The organism is Roseimaritima multifibrata, assembly GCF_007741495.1.
GTDB lineage: Bacteria > Planctomycetota > Planctomycetia > Pirellulales > Pirellulaceae > Roseimaritima > Roseimaritima multifibrata.
The window spans coordinates 5,575,241-5,597,676 of sequence record NZ_CP036262.1; the positions used below are offsets into that span (position 1 = coordinate 5,575,241).

Consider the following 22,436-nt stretch of genomic DNA (forward strand, 5'->3'; position numbering starts at 1 on the left):
ATGTTTGACGACGATCCATCCGAGGACTTCGACGACGAAGAAGGACCGACCTCTACAAACATCGATGTCGAAGGGGCTTACGTTTGCGACAACTGTGGTGAAGAAATTGTTGTCCCGTTAGACATCGCCGCCGGAACAAGCCAGCAGTACGTCGAAGACTGTCCCGTTTGTTGCAGCCCAAGTCTGATCCATGTTGAATTTGACGCCGAGGATCGAGCCCACGTGTGGGCTGAAGCCGAACAAGATCGGTACTAAAGAATCGCCTTCCCCTTTCCATTCGGCGCTCGACCATTGCGACTGTTCTACACGGACCATTTTGAACTGCCATTGCCCGAAAAACATCGGTTCCCGATGTCAAAATACAGGCTGCTTCGACAACGCGTTTTTGAATCACCGAATTTCAGTCCGCAGTCCCTCCAGGTCCCTCAGGCAGCGACCGACCAACAGTTATTGACCAGCCACTCCGCCGACTACATCCACCGCGTGCAAACGGGAACCTTGACGTCCCAGGAAATACGGCGGATCGGATTCCCTTGGTCGGACAAAATGGTCGAACGCTCGCGGCGCAGCGCCGGGGCGACCATCGCGGCGGCTCGTTCCGCCTTGACCGATGGAATCGCCGCCAATTTAGCGGGTGGCACGCATCACGCATTTGCCGACGCGGGGGAGGGCTTCTGTGTCTTCAACGACTCCGCAATCGCCATCCGAACGATGCAAGCCGAAGGGTTGATCCGACGAGCTGCCGTGATCGACCTAGACGTCCATCAAGGAAACGGAACCGCCTCCATCCTGACCGGAGATTCCAGTGCGTTCACTTGTTCGGTCCACGGAGTCAAGAATTTCCCGCTTCGCAAAGTCCCCAGTGACCTAGACGTCAGCCTGCCTGATGGAACCAAAGATGACGAATACTGTGCGGCGGTGGAAGCGGTCTTCGACAGCCTGCAACAAGACCAATCGCAGGCTGGCAACTACGACCTTGTCATCTATCTTGCCGGAGCCGATCCGTACGAGAAAGATCGGCTGGGACGCCTATCGCTAAGCATGCAGGGATTGCGCCGCCGCGACGAAAAGGTGATCGGTTGGTGTCGCCAACACAAAATCCCGGTTGCTGTTGCCATGGCGGGTGGCTATGCAAACGAGGTGGAGGACATTGTGGACATCCATTTCCAAACCCTCGAAGTGCTTCGGCAATCTTAACGCACACGACTGCGGCAATGGTTTGCCTAAGAGCCGCCTCCAGTGGCTTGTGCCGCCGCAAGGGCGGCACCGATACGCTACATCGATCGCCCGCAAGATCCGTTGCTGAAATTGGATTTCCCCAAACCCCAATGCTTCACGGGTTGTCGTTGCAATCGGAAACAGAGAAAGACTGTAGCCTTTCGCTCCACGAAAGCAGTTCCAAAAGGACGTTCTTTCGCGGAGCGAAAGGCGACAATCACTCAATCGACCGTCCGTTCAGAACCTAGCTTCGTGACATGAACAACCGTTTCGACAACAGGCGTGGAGCTCGAATCAGCAATTCCACCTGATCGTCTTCGCTGTCGACTCCGTTACCAGGGACACTGTCGATATCAAACTGGTCGGCAGAGATGACTTCCACCTGAATCGTTTTGATCCCCCGTTCGTCGACTTGAGCCATCAAAACCAATTGCTTGGTCTGGCCGGCGGCAATATCGCCAACCGTCCAAACTCCGGTAGCCGGATCATAAGTCCCCGATCCAGGATCGGATGAAACCAAAGTCATTCCGTCGGGGAAGGGGACCGCGACCACAACACCCGTGGCGTCAATCGGTCCCGCATTCGAAACATCGAAAGTCATCGTGATCACGTCGCCTTCCAGCGGACTGTCGTTATCGACCGCAGCGGAAACCGACAAATCGACAACCGGCGGCGTGATGGTAACGCTGCCCAGATCATCCTCTCCGATCAAACCATTGCCGGGAGTACTATCGGGATCAAACTGAAGCACCGAGGTGACCTCCGCGGTATTCACAACCGGCGAAGCGGTCAGCACCGTTGCCGTAATCACCAACGTCGCGGTTTCACCAGAAGCTAAGGAAGCGACCGTCCACATACCGGTCTGCGCCGAGTAATCACCGACGCTGGCAGAGGCGGATTCAAATTGCAAGTCCGCTGGCAACCGATCCTGCACTGCGATTTGTTCGGCGGTATCGGGTCCTGAGTTAGTCAATTCCAGCAAAAACTGAACCTGAGCCTCTCGATCGGGAGTCGCATTATCAACCGATTTCTGGAGTTCTAAATCGGCCATCTGAGTCCGGAAATCGACACTTGCCCAGTCATCCTCGGTCGTGTCTTGATTGTCGGGATCGCTATCGATATCGGGCTGATCACTCTTCGTCACTTCGGCACTATTTGTTGCGCCACTGATCTCGCCTACACGTGCCGAAATGACAAGCGTCGCGGTCTCGTTGGCGGCGACCGAACCGACAGTCCAGATTCCGGTTTGAGCGTTGTACTGACCTTGGCCAATCTGCACCGATTCAAACGTGACGCCTGCCGGCAACAAATCGGTCACTTCAACACCGGTTGCCGTCGAAGGCCCTGCATTACTAAGTTCCAATGAATAAGCGATCACGTCGCCTACATTTGGTCGTTCCTCATCCACGATTTTCGTGAGCGCCAAATCGACCAACTGCGGCGTCAACGTGACGTCAGCGTAATCATCCTGATCGGGATCATTGTCCGCCGGCACGCTATCGGGATCGAACTGATTGCTGGCGATGACTTCTGCCGAATTCGAAACGGCTTGGTTACCTTGTACCGTTGCTCGAATCTGCAACGTCGCACTCGCACCGTTCGCTAATTCAGGCACTTGCCAAATGCCTGTTGCGGAATCGTAGTCGCCGACCGATGCCGTGAAATCAACAAAAGTTAATTCTGGAGGAAGTTGATCTTGAACCTGAATCTCGGCTGCCGAATCGGGTCCTGCGTTTGCCAAAGTGATCGTGTAAAGAACTTCGCCCCCGACGTTGGGAGCAGAATTATCGACCGTTTTGGTTAGCGATAAATCACTACTTGCCGGAATAACATCAACAGCTGCAAAGTCGTCGTCCGCTTCGACGCCGTCCCCAGGCTGACTGTCGCTATCAAATTCGTTTGCAGCCAATACTTCGGCTTGATTGGTTAACGTTTCAAAAAGGGTCAAGCTGGCGATGATTTCCAGGGTTACCGCTTCGCCCGCCGCAAGGTCACCCACTTCCCAAATCCCCGTCCCTGAATTGTATCCACCCTGCTCAGCATTTGAGCTGACATACGCTAGGCCGGTCGGCAATTCGTCGCGGACCGAAACCCCACTTGCGTCGTCCGGTCCATCATTGCGGACCGTCAACGTGAACGAGACCTCACCTCCAATCGGCACCCGTGACTCGGCTACCGATTTTGTCAGCGACAAATCGATGACGGGAGGCGTGACTCGTGCGGAAGCATAGTCATCATCGCTTCCCACATTGTCGTTGGGGGTTGAATCGGAATCGACTTGATCCACAGCGATCACTTGCGTCACATTCGTCGACGGCTGGTTGTCGACGACGGTCGCATCGATAAACAACGACACCGTCCCACCATCGGTCAATAAGTCGATCGTCCACTCCCCGGAGACCGGATCGAAATCACCAGCGGAAGTGCTATGCGAGAAATACTCCAACCCCGCAGGCAAGTTATCAGCAACCACGATGCTGGTCGCGTTATCAGGTCCGTCGTTTGATAATTCAATCTGGAAGCGGACAACGTCACCGACATTGGGTGCGGATTCACTCACCGTTTTCGTCAGCGACAAATCCGCAACCTGAGTCCGAATCGAAACCTCCGCTAAATCGTCATCGCCAACAACACTGTCGCCAGGGACGGAATCAAGATCGGGCTGATCGGCGGCCTGAACCTGAACGCGGTTGACCAGTTCGTTTAACAGACGATCAACACGAACCGTCAATTCTAGTGTTTCTTCATCTCCCGGTTCGATCGATGCCACGCTCCACAGCCCCGTGCTACTAACATAGCTGCCAGCACTCGCTTGTTGATCGGTAAGAACCACGCCACTTGGCAAACGGTCAAGCAAGACAACTCCGGTGGCCGTGCTCGGTCCATCATTACGAACGGTAATCAAATAGGTGATCGAATCTCCAACATTTGGCAACGAGTCGCTGACGGTCTTGGTAACCGACAAATCGATTTGCTGCCCATTTACGTCGACACTGGCAAAATCGTCATCCGTGCTGTTGCCGTCATTCGGAGTTGAATCCGGATCTTGCTGGTCGACCGCGACGACCTCCGCCGTGTTGACCAACGTTCCAGCCGCCTCAACGGTCGCTACCACCTGCAAGGTTGCATCACCATTAAACGGTAGATTTTCAAGACTCCAAATCCCTTGGACTTCGTCATAACTACCCAGCGTTGCCGTATCCGAAACAAAGGCCAACCCGGCTGGCAAGATGTCCTCGATCTCGATATTGGTTGCCGCGTCCGGCCCTGAATTGCGAACCTGAATCGTGAAAGTGACTTCTTCGCCAACATCCGGAGTGGCTGCGGAAACGGTTTTGGTCAAACTGAGGTCCGCCGTGGCCAATTGAAGCCCCACGCTGGCCTGATCGTCCTCGGTCGAATCGCCGTTGTTCGGTGAACTGTCGGTATCGTACTGACCGGCGGCTATCACCTCGGCCGTGTTGACTCCGGGGGTCGCATTAACGACCGTGGCACGAACTTCCAGAACGGCGGTGTCCCCGACAGCGATCGTTGGGATTGCCCAGTTTCCGTTCGCTTCCGTATAGGTTCCGGAAGTGGTGGATTCACCCGCAAACGCATAACCGGCAGGCAAAGAATCCAGAACGATCACATCGGTTGCGACATCAGGGCCGGCATTGTTCGCCCGAATCGTGAAAACGACTTCATCCCCAAGATTCGGACGCGCGTTGTCGACCGTTTTGGTCAAAGATAAATCGATCGCCGGGACATCGATCGTTACGCTGTCCTGATCGTCGTCGTCAGGCAGGTTGTCGTTCGGTGTACTGTCGGGATCCTGCTGCTGGGAAGCGGAAACCTGAGCCGAATTGATTAAGGTTCCTGGTGAATCAACCGTTGCGGTCAAAACCAAAATCCGCGGCACCCCGACGGCAATATTACCAACGGTCCAAACACCTGTCGCTTGATCGTACGCGTCAGCATCCGAAACGCTCACCAACGTGAACCCGGCAGGAAGTTGGTCGGTAACGGTCACGCCACTGGCGGCATCGGGCCCCGCGTTGGAAACGGTCAGCGTAAACGTCACCGATTCGTCTACGTTGGGGGTTAAATTGCTCGCCGTTTTGGTGAGAGACAAGTCGGCAGTCGGAGTCGTTAATCCTGCCGAGGCTTGGTCATCCTCCTCGGCGTCCGCGTTGTTCGGCGTGCTGTCGACATCAAACTGGTCGGCGGCAATCACCTCGGCAGTATTCACCAACGACCCGTTCGCTTGAACGGTCGCGACCATGGTTAAAGTCTGATCATCGCCACTTTCCAACGACGCCAATGTCCAGACGCCACTCCCTTCGTTGTAACTTCCGGCACTCTCTGTCGCCGACACCAAAGCCAATCCGGTCGGGAGCAAATCACGGACTGCGATGCCTGTTGCTGTTTGAGGACCTGCGTTGCTTAGCGTGACCAGAAACGTGACGTTATCGCCAATATTTGGGCGTTCGTTATCGATCGTTTTAGCAACCGATAAATCGATCGTCTGCGGATCAACATTCACCGAAGCCTGGTCGTCCTCGCCCGGCAAACTGTTTGCTGGGGAACTGTCCGCGTCAAATTCGTTGGCGGCGGTGACCTGTGCCGTGTTCACTTTTCGGCCCGCGTTGTCGACCACTCCTGTGATCGTGATCGTTGCACTGTCTCCACTGGCGATGGTTCCGATCGTCCAGATTCCCGTGGCAGAATCATACGTTCCGTTGGCGGTCGAAAACCGTCGAAACGTAATTCCTGCGGGCAATGCGTCAGTGACTTCGACGCCGGTTGCCGAATCGGGGCCCGCGTTGTCGACTTGAACGGTAAAGGTTACTTCCTGCGAAACATTCGGAGTCGCATTGTCGACCGTTTTGGTCAGCGATAAATCGGCCTCCTCATAGTTCGCAAAATCTTGCGTAAAGACAGTCGTACCGACCGTCCCCACCAGTTCCGCAGCGCCGTTCACATCCGCCCCCGCCGTGATCTCCATCTCGATCGCAGTCACGTCCGTAAAATCGGCTCCTCCGCCAGACGTTGCAACAAAATCGCTGAATCGAATCAGTTCGGCGGACAGAAAGTTCTGCTGCGTTAAAGGAATCGGCAGGGTCGCCGAGCTATACCGAGTTGCGGTGCCAGCAACCCCGTCGTCGCTATACAACCGGACAATGACATTTCCTCCAGCTTGATCCGCCCGGATCTGCAATTGGACGCCAACCGCATTTGCCGTCAAATCAACGTTAGCCAGCCCTGTATCGTTAACGCTTAACGCATCCCCATCAACGCCATCCCAGGTAATTCGTCGCTCTCCAGCCCCCGTAGTCACCGAGTCGAATGTGAGCTGATCGGGCAACAATGGATTGTCCACATTCAATTGCACGGCACCGTTGACGCTCGTTTTATTGACATACATGTCTCGTTCGCCACCGATCACTTCCGGAGCCGCCACGCTACTTGTCACCGGCACATCGTCCTGGATCGTATCGATCACCTCCTGACTGGTTTGGTCAAAACTATCGATGGTCGTCCGGATCTGCCCTTTGACAGCTTCCGCACTGACGGTGATCAGCGGGGACTCGGACTGCAACAGCCCAAGGGCTGGCTGTGCAGGCTGAAGCACAAAGTACCCTCCAGCGGTCAGATCCGAAAATTCGTACAGACCATTTGCGTCCGTGGTGTCGGAGCCAACCAAACTGTCGCCACCGGATGGCTGGAAAATCCCGTCACCATTGTCGCGGTACAACTGAAGCGTCGCCCCGGCAATTTCTTCACCGGCCGTGTATCCGTTGTTGCTAACATCATCAAAGACTCGGCCTTGAAGCACGGCCAAGTCGACAGCAGCTGCTAGCAAACGCCTATCTTCTAACAGTTCCAGGCGAGGCTGAAAGCGACGTTGACGGCTATGAGCATTCGCATCCGATTTTACGAATGCGGCCAAAACTTTACGGCGACGCGCTGACCATGATGACATTGCAGTTCTTCCTTGAGAGTCGGTCGGTATCGATTCGGCAACAGAATTCGACATTGCCCGGGATTGCCAAATTCACGCTTCATCAACCAAGCGACCTAGGCAAACCGGGAGGTCTGCGAAGATTCTAAGACATGCAACGACTGGGGGAAAGAACCACAATGAAACAATACCGAAGCCAGACGTCCTGACCAGAGAAGGGGAGGGTCCTGTTTCGAAGAATTCAATCTTCTTTCCGCTTTCGGCGACCGCGCAGAGGAGACACGAAAGGGGCAGAGACCATTTGCGGCGACCACTGGAAATCGCCCCCATTCTTAGCGGAACGGCGCGAGCCGTCCGGCCTTTAGCAGAGTGGTTCCAGCGCCCAGAGAGCTTGCACGCCCAATACCGCAAGCAATCTGCGATTCGCGACCACCTCTTAGCGGAACGGCGCGAGCCGTCCGGCCTTTTGCAGAGTGAGTTCCAGGGCCGGAGAGCTTGCACGCCCAATACCGCAAGCAATCTGCGATTCGCGACCACTTCTTAGCGGAACGGCGCGAGCCGTCCGGCCTTTTGCGGAGCGAGCTGCCCGGGCCGGAGGGCTCGCGCCCTTCCGCTAGGAATTTCAGCTCTTAACCATCCGAAACACCTGCGAATTGCTAGGCAGCGGGCGTCACGAGCAAAGCATTTCTCGACCGATGGAAACCGCCGCGACTTCGTTCGACGTCCGAATTGCAACGGCCACGAAATCCTTAAAACCGCAGCTCGGCTCCGATGTTGACACCGTGTGCCAGATAGTCGGTTTCGTTGAAACGGAACCCGGGACGTAGGGCTCCGACGAACGGAACCGTTTCTTCGGGAAAGAGATTTGGATTGACATCTTGGTCAATCTGTTCGCCCGCTCGCACCACTGCTGGCAAGTAGATAGCGTTGTAACCGACCGTTGCATGCAGGCAACTTGTCAAACGAAACCCGAACGTGATTCCCAATTCAGGAACCATCGTGAATTGTTCTCGTTTGTGAGTACCCATATTGGTGCGCTGGGCATACAGGCCACCGGGATAAGTGTCCGAAACTCCGTTTTCCGTTAGCACGGTGTTACCAGAAATACCAACTTCCTGCGTGTTGTTACCGAGCGCAACGCGCATTTTTGTTTCTAACCAAGCGCGTCGAAAATTGGCTTGATAGGTTACCCCTAGCTGAAGTCCGTTGAATTCGTTGCTCGATGAAAAATTCTCGGCCAGACTGATTTCTCCTCTCGGAGTGACCTGCGATTCCAGCTGCTCCCGAAAGCTCAACGAGTCATCAAGGCTGATGTGTCGATACCCGACAATCCAATCGATACGATCGGGTGCCACGTCTCCAGCACAAGCGACAACGGCCATCGGGACCATCGAAACACGTCCATTGACCAAGTAGGAACTAAAACTTGAATTGGATCCAATCGACAACGAACCATTAACAAGGTTTGGATAGGAAACCAACTGAGCGGTTTCCTGACCTTGGGTGATATCGAAGAAGGGCCTACCAATAATCTGTGTCCCATCACTCGATACGGCGTACCCATCGTTCTGGTCGGCGAACATCATGTACTCACCCTCGATCCCAACCGAACCATCCTGGACCAACCAGAACCCGGCTTGAAAACGAGTGCCACTGACCGCGCCGCCATTGATTTCGGATCCACCAAAGAGCGTCGTCGTCCCTGGCATCCCGAGGATTGCAGCCTGATCCTGAGGCGTACCGATTGGGCTGGTCGTTACCAGAGGCGGCACGTCCATCCCGTCGGTCCACATATGCAGATATTCCCAGCGGAACCAAAGTCGGTCATCAACCTTCCAGGACGTCGGCATCAGCCCACCCATTCCGGTTCCCGGGTAATACCCGGCTCCCGAAGTGGCGTAGGGATCCCCGCCATAGTTGTTATTGACAACTGCCTGAGCCCGCGCAGTGACGCTGCTTAACGCAAATAGCAACAACCATCCTAATAGCCAGCGCGAATTCAACTTTCGACTCCCGTCCTGGAAAATTTATCGTGATTTATTCTCAGATTCATTCAAGGAATCTGCATCACCTGCCGGACCATCGGCAATCCAACCAGTGGGCGTCAAGACGAATTGCTGCTGCAATAAGTCAATTGACAAAAAGAAAACGACTCCATTGATAAGGTGCCAGGCGAAATGGGTCCCGACGGGAAACCATTCGCAAATCCAAAGGTCCACCGTGCGCAAAGAGACTGCCAAGGCAAACGCGGTAAAAATCCCAAGCATGCGATAGGGCAGGCGTGTTTGCGTCTGGACCTGGTAAAGCCCCAGCCCCCCCAAGACGAGCAACGTAGGAAGGTAGTTAAGCGATCCGTTAAACCAAGCTGGTCCGTTCAGATCCCTTGGGAACAGCATTACCAACCCATGAGCTGCCAGAAACAGCGTGCAACTGACAGTCCCCCAGCGACGCGAGAGTCTGGGAACGATTCGTAAGTAGAACCAGAGAAACCAAACCTGGAAAACCAAGATCGGCGCCACATCCAACACCATTGCCCAGCGGGTAGCAAAGGTATGGAACAAGGCGCTGCCGATCGCGACCAGGCCAGCCAAAACGACCAACCCAGCGACCGGCCAGGGAAGGGCAGGGTGGGCGATTCGCCCACCTGCCAACCCTTTCTGCGTCTGCCTCCTGCCTCGCCACCAAACGGCAACTGCCGCGATCACAAAGGCAAAATTGCTGAACGCATTAAAAGGTTCAGCCCAAAAACTAGGATCACATCGTTCGCAGTACAGATCGAGTGGTTCGAACATCTAGCCGCTAACGCGTTGAAAGATCCATCCAAGCAGCCACTTATTTGGCAAGCAACAAGTAGGTCCCGCTTTTGCCGGCGACCGCCAAATCGACCTGTCCGTCTCCGTTGAAATCACCACTGGCGATTTGCAAACCGGTCCCGACGCGGCCTTCATCAATGGTATACCGCGTAAAGCTATTGCTGTCAGAGGACCATTTGTAGTAGTAAAGACAAGGTACTTCTTTGCCACCTGGGTCGCCCCCATTGTGAGCAAAGTAGCGTTTGCCAGCGACCAATTCACCCTGACCGTCTCCATCCAAATCAATCCACGCAAGCGTATGAGGCTGACTGAATTCGCGATCGATCAAGTGTTTTTCCCACAGCGTCTTTCCTGCGTCATCGGTTCCCTTATTTTCCCACCACTCCAAACCATAATTGTGCCCATAACCGACAATCATGTCGTTCTTGCCATCCTTGTTTAGATCTTCAATCAAGACAGGCAAACTGGCGTGAATGTCCCAATCGGGATGAAATTCCCAATTTCCCTCCCAAGGGTTTTCGGCTGGTTGTTCGTACCAACCTTGCCCGACCAAAATGTCTTTGCGTCCATCACCGTTCAAATCCCCGACCCCAACTCCATGTCCATTCGCTTTGGCCCCTAGTTCCTGACGTTGCAGGCGAAATGCCGCCGCTTGCCCCTCTTTAGGCTCTTCAGGAACGATCCGCCAAACCAACATAGGGACATCTTTTTTCCAGCTGTTCACGATCCATTCCGGAATCCCATCCCCATCCAAGTCTTCAAATAATTGGCCTTCGTTGGCACTCGCTCCAGTATCGGTCCACAGATGTTGCGTCCACTGCTTGCCCAATCGCAAACCTTCCTCGCCGGGATTTTCGTACCAGTGAACCTGGGTTGGAATAAATGAACCGGCGACAACATCCAGTTTCCCATCCTGATTCACATCAAATAGATAATCACCATTGCTTTGCACGTACCCATTCCAGTCCTCAATATTTCGGACCGGTCGCGGCGTCCAATCGGGAGCCGCATACCAGTATCGGCCCGCCACCAAATCCAATTTTCCATCGCCATTTAGATCTCCCGCAGCAATTCCCTCATTTGCATCGACAGCCAAAGGGTGGATAGAAAACGTAACCGGTTCCTCCGCAACGACCGGCGCCGCCAAGAACATCAGCTCACCGACGAATAGAGAAGCAAGTAGTCCCGACAGCCCCCACAGTCGCACGTTATTACCTGCACGACGCAATAGTGAATCCAGGCGGGACTGGCGAAACAGCGAAAGGTAGGGCATCTGGGAAGGCTCCAAGTGGCGTACAGCAGGTCTAAAAAGCAATTTTAAATAGTGGGATTACCGCAAACATTAAATCCCCCCACCATCTTACCTAAAACAAATCAACGGTACGTAACGAACAGCCGATTATTAGTATCACCGTCACTTTCGGGGGGGGGGGACTGGCAACCGACTTTCACTGCACTAAAACAACCTAAACCCGGTTTGCGAATCCCACACCTAGCTTGGAAGCTAAAGATTCGAATACAAACGGAACTAATCTGGAGAGAATGATTCAATGAAACTCCACTTTGAAGAGTTAAAGATCGGCGACACGTGGACCAGCGCTCCACGCCGACTGACTCGGGACGATGTCGTCGAATTTGCAGATTTGACAGGCGACCATGACCCGTTACACGGCGGCGAAGACAATGACGCGGGCACTCCCTTTGGGCGTCCGATCGTACACGGCTTGCTTGGTTTATCGATCATGGCAGGATTGTCTAGCGATAACCCCGCGGTCAAAACACTCGCACTTGTCCGCATCGGCGAGTGGAAATTCGAACGCCCCGTCTACTTTGACGATACCGTTCACGTGGTCACCGAAGTCCAAGAGATGCTTCCTTACGGACGTCGCGCGGGGCGAGTGATCTGGCATCGCCGCCTGGTCAACCAAAACAACCAAACCACGCAAAGTGGGATTTTGGAAACCTTGGTCGCAACGCGGACTCGCCTTCCACGGATCAACCAACCTCGAGTCGTACACACCACGATCCGAACCCCATCCGGCTCTTCGGTGATGCGTTAAGCCAAGCAGCTTACCTAACCAGCCAGCGTGCTTGTCACCTTTCGCTCGGGACGTGAAACCAATATGGGTTGGTTTCCGAGTGGAAGTGCAAGCCAGCGACGCGACAAATGCCGTCGTGACAAGAATGCAGTAGGAAATACCGTCTGGCTACGACCGTCACCCTCCTGAGCTCGCCAGACCGACAATACATCACCAATAAATTTAACGTCTCACGCGAAAGACGTTACAAAACAATTCACCGTCTCGCAGGCCCGGCGAAAAAGCCGAATCTCTATCGCTGATATTCCACCGCCAATTGCTCACGAAAAATCTTGCTGTTATGACGAATGTCGACGGGCAATTTTCGCGGGTGGATACGGATATCCTGAATCGATGCCGTTAATGGATTGCTACCCGCCAACTGCTGCAATTCAGCGATCAACCTTTCCGTTGCGGGTCTCCCTTTCGGGCGAGCCCCTTTGTACGGTTCGATGACCAACACCGCTTGCTGATTCGGCGCTTCACCGATCCCAATCAAAGCCGATCGGAAAACATCTTGGTGATTATTGAAAATCGCTTCGCAGGGAACGGTATACAACACTCCGGCATTGGTTTGCACACGGTGTCCCTTGCGACCACAGAACCAGAATCGATCCTTTGAATCGAGGTATCCGACGTCGCCAACTCGGTGCCAAATCCGGTCCCCGTCGCGGACTTTATGAAGAGCGTTTTGTTCGCTGCGGGTGACATACTCGCGAGTCACGACCGGCCCGCAAACCATCAACTCACCAATTTCGCCAACCGCCAGCTCTTCGATTTGATCGATCGATTCCAAGGGTCCGTCGGTGATTCGAATCACTCGCCATTCCATCTGCTCAAAACGGCTGCCGACACACGTCCCGGCTCCCTGGCGACTTTGATGGGCGGTTTCTTCCAGGACCTCACGAGATTCGATCGACGCGATGGGCAACGATTCGGTCGCTCCATAGGGCGTGAAGATCTCGGCGTCCGGGGCGATGATGTCTCGCAGCATCGCTAAAGTCTTCGGCGGAACCGGAGCTCCGGCGGACAGAACACGCGTCAGCGTCGGTAGTTTTTGATGATGCTCACGGCACCAGGTAGCGACCGTATTCCAGAGTGCTGGCGAACCAAAGGCTTGGTTGATTTCCCACTGCTCGACCGCTTCCAGCACTCGCTTGGGATTGATATCCGCAGGCTTGGTCGGATCCATATCGGGGATCACCGTGGTAACCCCCATCATTGCATCGAACAGACCGAACAGAGGAAAACATGCGAGGTCTCTTCCCCCCGGTCGAATGTTGTATCGCTTGCGAATCAGATCGACCTGATGATTAAAGATCCCGTGTGTGTACTGGACACCCTTGGGCGGCCCGGTACTACCGGTCGTAAATATCACCGCAGCGGAATCGGAATCCTGACGGGTCGGCAACGCGACTTGCGACGCCGCACCTCGCTTGGTGATTTCAGAGAGCGTCTGTTTTCCGCTCCAGCGTTTCGATCCAACCGTCACATTCCACACGGCCTGAGGAAATCGTTTTCGCAGCGCGGCTCGAATCAGCTGAGCCCGGGGGATCGCGATAAATCCTTCTGGCTGAGCCGCCGCCAAACAGTCGATCAAGTTACGTCGTCCCATGCCTGGATCGATTAGAACGACCGTGGCCCCCGCTTTTAGCAGCCCAAAAGTCAGCATCAAAAAATCGATCCCAAAGGGCACCAACATCGCCAACCGAGTTCCCGGAGTAACGCCCCACTCGATCAGGCCTCGAGCAATCGCATCGGTCTGCTGATCCAGTTCGGCGAAAGTGATTACACGATACGATCGCGGCCCACTTGCAGGTGGTTTTCCTTCGGGTTGAGCAATCGCAACCGCCGTCGGCACCAAACCAGCAACTTTCCTAAGTCGATCCGCAACGTTTCGATTGGTTTTTTCCGTCATTCCGTCGGCCGTGCAAAAGGTGAACAATTCGAGGTGGGTTCCATGATGTCTGCAAACTCATTGCGGCGGGAGGCGACCAAGACTTCCACATGGCGAATCATTTCGGCCGCCAAATCGATCTGCAGTGCCGTCGCAGCCCCTTTCCAGCCCGGGACGCCGTTCACTTCCAGAACTCGGGGCAGACCATCACTCGCTTCCAGCACATCGACCGAACCGATTTCGATCCCGATGCGTCGCGCCACACGCAAAGCTAACAATCGTTGCGATTCACTAACAGGAACCGCGACGCTTTGCCCGCCCTGCGAAACATTCGTCCGCCACCCTTCGCGAGCTTGGCGGCGAATCCCCCAAACCCCATCCCCGATCACAAAGTACCGAGTATCGATTCCGCCAGGCGGAACAAATTGCTGGACGTAACAGACCGCGTCCAAACGTTCCAGTGTTGCAAAGGTGGTCCACGCCAACTGCGGATCTTGGACGCGCATCACACCGCGACCTTCACCACCGAACAGGGGCTTAACCACCACGTCTCCCCCCAACCGTTCGAACGCCTCCATCGCTTCGCGTCGCGACTGCACAACCACCGTCGCCGGGACATCGTATCCCAAGCCACTGACAGCCGTTAACGTGGCATACTTATCGATGGCTGTCTCTAGCGCGCGGGGCGGATTGACAACAACCGTTGGGGAATCGATCAACGAGTGCAGCGTCGCTAAACGAAACGTAATTTGCTCCAGCGAACCTGTTGGCATTGTCCGGGTTAAAATCGCGTCAAACGATTCCAAAGTCCCCAAGGAACAACCCGGCCGGTGTCGGCCTTTACCATCCAAGGATGCAGCCAAAGTTTCATAGCGGGCAAACTGCATCTGGTGCCCGGCTGCCTGAGCCGCAGACCGCAAACGGTCCGCATGCCAGCCTTCATCGGGACCGAGGACCAATATCTGAAGCGGTTTGCGATTGGATGCCGGAACGGCAGGCTGATCCATCACGAAATACCGAAAGAGCGGCGTAAAACATCCCCAGCCAAACGCCCACTACGTCGGGTTTGCCCGGTTCGCAAATTGACCATCGTCACAACAGCAGGACTGAACAAATTCGGATCCACTTTGTAAAAGTCGTACTCGTAATCTTTAAACACTTCAGCAAAGGGCCGTCCGTAATCAGCCGACGACTGGCTGGGCACTTTATCAATCACTTGGTCGACGGCATCCTGGTCCGCGTCGACCCACAACGTCACTCGGCCGCCGTACAAGATCGCGTCGTTCGTTCGGCCAATGCCGCCGACGGTGTCGCCCGGTTTTGCCATCGGAGGCAACGGTGAATTCCCCCATCCCGATACAACCTGACGGACATCAAAGCCGCACTCGTGCAATTTATGCATCGCGGTTTCAACGCTTCGAGCGACGACTTGGACCGTTCCCGCAAGAGAGGTGGACGGGGCGACGCAGAGCGTCAGCGCAGAGGCTTCCTTCTTACATTCCGCAGCGATCGCAGCGATCACCCCTTCGGTAGGCAAACGGTCCGATTCCAACACCCCGGCAACCACAGCGGACTGCTCCTGCAACTGCAGCGATTCCAAAACCGCTTCGCGGCCTCGCAGCATCCGCATCGGCCCGCTTCCCATTGCAAAATAGTCCTCCGCCTGCACCGGCCAGCCGGCATACTGGCCACCTAAACAAGCGAGCAAAGGTTGGTCGGTCTGAACCGTTACCGAGACATCGCTCCCCAGTTCCGTGTCGGCTGTCGTTTCCAAGCGAACCTCAGCCGCCCCTCCTAAACAGACTCGAGCCATCAACAATCCAGCGGCCAAAGATCCTGCACCTGCGATCCCCGCATCAAGGATGCGAGCCCCCGCGATCGAATGAACCTCCAACCGCAGGTTCGCGGAATTTTTCTCTGCTTGATCACACAAGCCAACCGCCGCCGCATTTAATGACATCGAATCCCTGTCCATTCCGCAAAAACAAAAGCAATCTTCGACCACAGGCCGCTATTGAACCTGAAATACGCGTCCAGGGAAAGCGGCACGATGAATCAGTAGGTGCTTCGCACGACCCGCTGGATCGCCTCCAGAATATCGTTACCAAGAATCCTAGTCGCAGCGATCTCCGCAGCCTGCTCCGGGCGTCTAGCCCCCACAAGGGCACCACTTACGCCCGGCTGCGATGCTGCCCAACCAATGGCAAGCTGAGCGATGGTCAGACCACTTTCGGCAGCAAGCTCCTGCAATGCATCGATCGCATCATGAGCCTTGCGGCGAGCTTCCCCTTGGAAAATCGGATAATTCGGACGACTATCCCCAGCCGAGAAAACGTGATCGCGGGATATTTTTCCCGCCAATAGACCTTTCATCAACGTCCAGTAAACATGGACGTCCGTCCCAGCGGCAGCCGCTTCTGGAATCTCTTTAATCAACGCTTCACGCTGCAGCAAGTTCAACGGTGTTTGGATTGCACTGCAGGCAACGACCTGAGCAAATTCAGCTCGTTGAGCGGGCGTCGCATTGCAAATCCCCACCCGCTTAGCCGCCCCGGCAGTCAGCAAGTCGGCCACTGCGCCAGCCGACTCGGCGACCGGCACCTTGGGATCCGGAGAATGCAACATCAACAGATCGAAACAGGAAATCCCCATTCGCTCAAGCGAAGTCTCCGCGTCTGCGATCAGCGTTTCCGGACGACCATCGATCACTCGCTGCCGATCCTTAGACCAACGCTGGCCAACTTTGCCGATGATTTCCAAGGGATCATCGGGAGAAGCCTGCTGCAAAAACGGGCCGATATATCGATCGCTTTCGCCGTCATACCCATAACTAAAAGCCGAATCAAAAGTACGCACTCCGTGTGCGATGGCTGTTTCAATCGTCGCAATGGCGTCCGCCTGAGTCACACCAATAGTCGTGACACCCGCGATTGGCCACAGACCAAGAATGACCGGTGAAAGATTTTGAGGCATCGCACGAAAGCCGAATGAGATGGAGGTGTAAAAAAGGAATCAAGACGGGCAAGCCACTTACTAGCACGAAGCGCGAGCGAGTATTCACGGCCGCCACGCAACCGAGTAATCTGGACCCGCGTTAGCGAGCCGGGTGTTCACTCGCTTGCGTTTCGTGCTTGTATTTGTATTTGTATTCACTTACTCGCTTGCGCTTCGTGCGACGGGGAAATGGAATTCGCTTACTTGTTTTCCATTTACCTCATGATGCCGGAGCGTCAATTCGGGCTTGCCATCTTTTCCTTTGGCTTCGACACGCCCCGACAAAAAGCCTCCAGCGACTCGTAAAAACTGATGCGATGGTCGCTTGTCCCCCGGCTTCCAGCCCAATTCATGATCGGCGCTTCCGGGCCCGCAGCCGAATTCCCACAGCCCTGATTTTTCGTCGTTCGACGCGTATTGCCAATGGCGATCACCGCAGAAAATGATCAAACCGTCGATCTCCTCAAAGGCTTCCCGAAGCTCGTCTCCCTCATGGACAAAATTATCGTTGGCATGGTTGTCACTTTTGTTATCACGGTCTGGACCAACAATCGGCGTTGGACTGAACAGCAATTTAAAGGTTGCGTCGGAGTCTTTTAAGGTCTGCAACAGCCACTCTTTTTGCGTCTTGCCCAAGATCGTTTTCTCAGGCCCGTCCGGCATGGTGTTGGGGCTGCGGAAATCGCGACCTTCCAAAATCCACATCTGAGCATGCTTGCCCCAAGAGACCGTTTGGTAGCGAGGTTGATGCGAAGGGAATTGCTCTTCGTTGAACAGCTGAACCCCTTCTTCAAAGGAGACCGATCCGTAGCGTTCTCCTGGCCAACAATCGTTCTTCAATGTGTCGTGATCATCTTTGATGAAGTAGGTCGTATGGTTTGCATAGAACCGACGGTTGTTGGGCAAAGCAAAAATACGCTGCCACTTGAACCGCATCAACTCCTTTGTCATCGCCCACGGATCCGGTTTGTCGTAGTATTCGATGTCTCCGGCGTGGACGACAAAATCGGGACCAATCTGCTCAAAAGCTGGATAGATTTTGTGTCCTAAATCGCCATCATCACGGCGAATAAAATCGTGACAGGTCGTCATACAAAACCGAACCTCTTTTTCACTGCTCGCTTCCGGTGCCGTTTCAAAACCGCCTCGCAAAACCGCCGAGAGGGCTTCTGCGGGAACTCCATCTTTGGTCAGCGGGCGAGCTTCCACGATCGCTGCGTACTCGGTTCCAGGCTTTAGATTTTCCAGGGCCCATTGAGCCGTAAAATCGTTTTCCGAGACTGTCGTCTTCCATTCGGTCGTCTTGGAATCGTAACGTTTCAATTTCGGGAAATAGGTCAGACGGACTTCACCAGCAATGCCGGGACACGCCCCCAGCATTTGGTCTAACTCAGCTCCACCGGGCAACTGTGCGGCAAGAAGCTTTGTTGCATCGGTCCCCTTCGCAAGTTTCTTTGCCTTGCTGTTGGACAATTTTACGAAAGGAAGCCCATCCATCTTCGCTTCTGGATTTTTCGTCGTCCGAGTCCACAACACGATCGAGTTTTGGTCCGCCCAACTGTTCCGCATCCCATTCGCCAAGAACGGCCCTTCGACGGGAGAGGCAACGGGCGATTCGGTAGGAGCCGGCAAAACGGTCAATTGAAAATTTTTGTAAGCCGCTTTCCCACCATGATCGGTCAACATCACCCGGTCTCCGTCACGGGGCTGCGCAAAACCGGACTCTTCAAAGAACTTGCTACGTGCGTAGATCGCATCCCACGCGGTTCCCACGGTCGAAGTTTCGGCGACCAGTTTGCCGTTGAGAAAATGCTGCAAGTGAGTCCCTCGGACGACCACTCGAGCATGATTCCACTCACCAGCGGGCTTCAAGGGTTTGTCGAGTGCGGGTGCCTTCAAATCGTAGATCGAAGCGGTCGATCCATTGCTAGGATTTTTCAGCGGAATCGCCTCGTCGATAATCTGGTATTCAACCCCCAAGTATCGACTACCAAATTTACGGACGCGGTACTTCAGGCCCGAATTCGTTTTCGGAGAGATCTTCCAGTCCCAGGCGAGTTCAAAATTTTGGGGCAGGGGAGGGCTGAGAATATTTCCATCGCCAGTACGAGGTTTCACCAAGCGAACCTCTCCATCGGTGAACTCCCAAGCCTCTCCAACCGGTTTCCCTTTGCCAGTCCGCCAAAACGAGGGCTTAGTCCAATCGTCCTGCGGCGACACAACCGAAATTTCCTTTGACTCCGGATCGCCTGACTTACTTGGATCGTCCGCAAAACAGGAATTCGCGGAAACTCCTCCACAGGCAACCAACAACAGCCACAAACAGTTGACCAAGCCAATCAATCGCATCGAAGAAGACCCACCAAAAGGAACAAACGAAGAAAGCTGGGCCCATGATACTCGAATCCACCCCCTTTCGTGGCGAAACAGGGCGATCTGCCCGCCCATCGGCATCTCCACCCGACGGCCCCCCTTCTTAGCGGAACGGCGCAAGCCGTCCGGCCACCAGCATTCGCAACCGACGGACAACCTTCTTAGCGGAACGGCGCGAGCCGACCGGCCACCAGCATTCGCAACCGACGGACAACACTTCCTAGCGGAACGGCGCGAGCCGTCCGGCCACCAGCATTCGCAACCGACAGACAACACTTCCTAGCCGATCGGCGCGAGTCGACCGGCCACCAGCATTCGCGGAGCGACGGCTGCCAGCGGCGCATAAAAAAACGCAGTCGAGACGATTGCCTTGACTGCGTTTTCGTTGTGCTATTTCGCTTTTGCTGGCGATTACCAAGCAAAGTGCGAGAAGGCTTTATTAGCGTCCGCCATACGATGGGTGTTTTCTCGCTTGGTGTAAGCGACACCTTCTTTTTTGTAGGCAGCCAAAAGTTCGTCAGCCAATTTCAGGTGCGTTGGACGACCTTTCTTGTCGCGAATTGCACCCAGAATCCAGCGAATCGCTAGGCTCTGTTGACGATTGCGATTGACTTGCATTGGAACCTGGTAGCTCGCACCACCGACTCGCTTGCTGCGAACTTCGACGTACGGTTTAACGTTTTCGATCGCTTCATCAAAAACCGCGATCGCTTCGTTTTCAGGCAACCGACGACCGATTTCCTCAATAGCGTTATAAAAAACGCCTTGGGCAACCGTCTTCTTGCCGTCCTGCATCAAACAGTTAATGAACTTGCTGGCCAATGGTGAATTGAACCGCGGGTCTGGTTTGAAGTGCGAGCGGCTGGCAGTGATACGTCCCATTCGTGGTCTCTAACGCTATGCGATGTGTGCGAGGTTTAAAAAATTTGGTTCAGCTGGTTAGCTCTTTTTGGCACCGTAGCGGCTACGTGCCTGCTTACGGTTATCGACACCCAGTGTATCGCGAGAACCGCGAACGACTTGGTAACGAACACCTGGCAAGTCACGGACGCGACCACCACGAACCAAGACGATCGAGTGTTCCTGCAGGTTGTGACCTTCACCAGGAATGTAGACCGTTACTTCTTTGCCATTGCTCAAACGAACACGGGTAATCTTCCGCAAAGCCGAGTTCGGCTTTTTAGGAGTCATCGTGCGGACCTGCAAGCAGACCCCTTGCTTCTGCGGGCACTTTTCAAGTACCGGCGATTTACTCATTTTCCGCTGGCGTTTACGCGGTTTGCGAACCAATTGGTTGGTAGTGGGCATCGGCTAATGTTTCATTCAGTTTGCGAAAAGTCGCGTGTAGTTCATACGTTAAGTCGCATGCTTACGACAGATACAGGCGGGCAAGTATCGCCGCCGCGGTTCGGCTGTCAAGGCCGGGCCGGGTATTCTTGCCGATCCGTCGCCCAGCGCCCAGCCCGAAAGCGGCATCCAGACGCAAAAAATCATGACAGTGCGACCAGACAACCGTTCTGACCGTCCGTTTTTGACAACAAAAGAAATCTTAATCTTTCCGGGAAATTGCCACCAGTCGGCTGACACCATGACGTTTCGAGGGGCAAGTGCGTCGATTCCGCTGACCACGGTATGAATACGGTAAATCCACCCGCCCTCGCTCATCGGTTTGCTGCGTTTATTGGAAGCGGAGAAAGATTGCTGCGTTTTGCTCGAGACGTGAGAATCGATAAGTGACGTTTTCCGAGCGGGACTGCAGGTTAGCGACGCGGTTCGTGCCGCGGGGACAATAGTGCGGCAGGAACCACCGCCTGGCGACGGCAGGCGACGGCGGGCACGTAACTACGCCGGTCAACGCAAATTCACTGACTTGCGGCGCTGCGTTCAGCGCACCGGACGTGGGACGTCGCTCGATTCGAAAAATTTCGCTCTTGTTTCGAATCGCGGACTTGAGTACCAATGCGCGTCCGTCTCCCGAAACCATCGACGGACTGCTACTGATTCCATGGCCAAGGAGGGCTCCGGTGAACTTATTGACGCTCGAATACCTGGCGAAAATCGTCGACGGGCACGTGATTGGGGATTGCAGCATCCACTGCGCCGACGCGCGCCCCTTACAGGAAGCCTCGACGGGCCAGATTACTTTGCTCGATGACCCGAAACGAATTTCGGACGTCGAAGCTGCTGGAGTTGCTGCGGTGGTGGTTGCCGCTGCCATCCCCAACTGCACCATTCCACAACTTGTTTCCAAACTGCCCCACGCGGCGTTTGCAAAAATCGTGGAACAATTCCGCCCCTGTGTTGTGCGAGATTTCTCGGGCATCAGTCCGGCGGCACAAATCAACGAAACAGCTCAAATCGGCGCCGGATGTGCCATCCATCCTGGCGTCCACATCGGCAAAGGGGCCGTCATCGGCGACGGCACGACCCTGATGCCCGGTGTGATCGTGATGCCAAACTGCAAGGTCGGCGCGAACTGCTTGCTCTTTCCTGGCGTGGTCCTTTACGAATACACGGTCCTGGAATCCGACGTGACGATCCATGCCGGATCGATCCTGGGTGCCTATGGATTCGGATACCGACAACAGGATGGCCAACACGTCCGAACGGCTCAGCTTGGTTACGTCCACGTGGAAGCCAATGTAGAGATCGGAGCTGGCGCAACGATCGACCGCGGGACCTATGGGACAACTCGAATTGGTACCGGGACAAAAGTCGATAATCAGGTGATGATCGCCCACAACTGCCAAATCGGAAAACACAACCTGATCTGCTCGCAGGTCGGCATCGCCGGCAGTTGCCGGACCGGAGATTACGTGGTGCTGGCTGGCCAGGTTGGCCTGAAGGACCATGTCGTCCTTGGCGATGCCGCAATCGTGGGCGCGCAAGCCGGAGTCATGGAAAATCTGGATGGAAACAAAGTCTATCTAGGCAGCCCTGCCACTTCGCAACGTGAACAGATGCGAATCATGGCGGTCGAACGCAAGCTGCCAGATATGCGTCGAGCCCTGCAGAGGCTGACCAAAGAGGTCGCTGCACTGACGTCTCAAATCGAAGCGAACGGCGCCCCCGTCGCCGCTGGGCAAACATCCGATGCAGCTGAGAATAAAGCGGCCTAA

General features: G+C 54.9%; 16 protein-coding genes. 5 read left to right on the forward strand and 11 right to left on the reverse strand.

Going from position 1 to position 22,436, the window contains the following annotated elements; genetic code table 11:
• Positions 1-255 carry a CPXCG motif-containing cysteine-rich protein gene (locus FF011L_RS20235; protein WP_145353718.1) on the forward strand — a complete coding sequence of 85 codons (255 nt, stop codon included), beginning with the start codon at positions 1-3 and terminating at the stop codon, positions 253-255.
• Between the two features lie 96 nt (positions 256-351).
• Positions 352-1,197: a histone deacetylase family protein gene (locus tag FF011L_RS20240; protein WP_246109534.1), complete on the forward strand. Its 846-nt coding sequence runs from the start codon at positions 352-354 to the stop codon at positions 1,195-1,197.
• Positions 1,198-1,462: 265 nt separating this feature from the next.
• Here FF011L_RS20240 and FF011L_RS20245 read toward each other — a convergent pair whose 3' ends face one another.
• Positions 1,463-7,183, reverse strand: a complete 5,721-nt coding sequence (locus FF011L_RS20245; protein ID WP_218932765.1) for a SpaA isopeptide-forming pilin-related protein — start codon at positions 7,181-7,183, stop codon at positions 1,463-1,465.
• On the opposite strand from FF011L_RS20245, the gene FF011L_RS26515 reads away from it, so the two are divergent.
• The gene (locus tag FF011L_RS26515; RefSeq protein WP_218932766.1) at positions 7,174-7,311 is read left to right on the forward strand and encodes a hypothetical protein; all 138 of its coding nucleotides are present in this window, start codon (positions 7,174-7,176) and stop codon (positions 7,309-7,311) included. The two genes, FF011L_RS20245 and FF011L_RS26515, sit on opposite strands and share 10 nt — an antisense overlap.
• A gap of 600 nt (positions 7,312-7,911) precedes the next feature.
• Here FF011L_RS26515 and FF011L_RS20250 read toward each other — a convergent pair.
• The 3 genes from FF011L_RS20250 to FF011L_RS20260 are packed head-to-tail and all read right to left on the reverse strand — an operon-like array spanning position 7,912 to position 11,248.
• Complete coding sequence (locus FF011L_RS20250; protein WP_145353724.1) at positions 7,912-9,165, reverse strand: BBP7 family outer membrane beta-barrel protein; 1,254 nt, start codon at positions 9,163-9,165, stop codon at positions 7,912-7,914.
• 24 nt (positions 9,166-9,189) lie between these two features.
• A complete protein-coding gene (locus tag FF011L_RS20255) occupies positions 9,190-9,954 on the reverse strand; it encodes a ceramidase domain-containing protein (RefSeq protein WP_145353726.1) in 765 nt (254 codons plus the stop codon).
• Between the two features lie 40 nt (positions 9,955-9,994).
• Positions 9,995-11,248, reverse strand: coding sequence for an FG-GAP repeat domain-containing protein (locus tag FF011L_RS20260; protein ID WP_391560887.1), 1,254 nt, complete (start codon positions 11,246-11,248; stop codon positions 9,995-9,997).
• A 277-nt stretch (positions 11,249-11,525) separates the two neighbouring features.
• Here FF011L_RS20260 and FF011L_RS20265 point away from each other — a divergent pair, with 277 nt between their 5' ends.
• A complete protein-coding gene (locus FF011L_RS20265; protein WP_145353728.1) occupies positions 11,526-12,035 on the forward strand; it encodes a MaoC family dehydratase in 510 nt (169 codons plus the stop codon).
• 271 nt (positions 12,036-12,306) lie between these two features.
• Here the strand turns inward: FF011L_RS20265 and FF011L_RS20270 are convergent, their stop codons facing one another.
• The 7 genes from FF011L_RS20270 to rpsL form a co-directional block, all read right to left on the reverse strand.
• The gene (locus FF011L_RS20270; RefSeq protein WP_145353730.1) at positions 12,307-13,971 is read right to left on the reverse strand and encodes a fatty acid CoA ligase family protein; all 1,665 of its coding nucleotides are present in this window, start codon (positions 13,969-13,971) and stop codon (positions 12,307-12,309) included.
• Positions 13,968-14,957, reverse strand: a complete 990-nt coding sequence (locus FF011L_RS20275; protein WP_145353732.1) for an ATP-grasp domain-containing protein — start codon at positions 14,955-14,957, stop codon at positions 13,968-13,970. Before FF011L_RS20275 ends, FF011L_RS20270 begins: the two co-directional genes overlap by 4 nt.
• Positions 14,957-15,910 (reverse strand): methenyltetrahydromethanopterin cyclohydrolase, encoded by a 954-nt coding sequence (mch, locus tag FF011L_RS20280; protein ID WP_145353734.1) that lies wholly within the window; start codon positions 15,908-15,910, stop codon positions 14,957-14,959. The genes FF011L_RS20275 and mch overlap by 1 nt, the downstream gene beginning before the upstream one ends.
• A 95-nt stretch (positions 15,911-16,005) precedes the next feature.
• Positions 16,006-16,923 carry an aldo/keto reductase gene (locus tag FF011L_RS20285; protein WP_145353736.1) on the reverse strand — a complete coding sequence of 306 codons (918 nt, stop codon included), beginning with the start codon at positions 16,921-16,923 and terminating at the stop codon, positions 16,006-16,008.
• 180 nt (positions 16,924-17,103) lie between these two features.
• A complete protein-coding gene (locus tag FF011L_RS20290) occupies positions 17,104-19,293 on the reverse strand; it encodes a family 16 glycoside hydrolase (RefSeq protein ID WP_218932768.1) in 2,190 nt (729 codons plus the stop codon).
• Between the two features lie 435 nt (positions 19,294-19,728).
• On the reverse strand, positions 19,729-20,199 hold the full coding sequence (gene rpsG / locus FF011L_RS20295) for a 30S ribosomal protein S7 (protein WP_145353740.1): 471 nt from the start codon (positions 20,197-20,199) through the stop codon (positions 19,729-19,731).
• A gap of 57 nt (positions 20,200-20,256) precedes the next feature.
• A complete protein-coding gene (rpsL, locus tag FF011L_RS20300; protein ID WP_145353742.1) occupies positions 20,257-20,625 on the reverse strand; it encodes a 30S ribosomal protein S12 in 369 nt (122 codons plus the stop codon).
• A 641-nt stretch (positions 20,626-21,266) separates the two neighbouring features.
• Here rpsL and lpxD point away from each other — a divergent pair.
• Positions 21,267-22,436, forward strand: a complete 1,170-nt coding sequence (gene lpxD, locus FF011L_RS20305; protein WP_246109535.1) for a UDP-3-O-(3-hydroxymyristoyl)glucosamine N-acyltransferase — start codon at positions 21,267-21,269, stop codon at positions 22,434-22,436.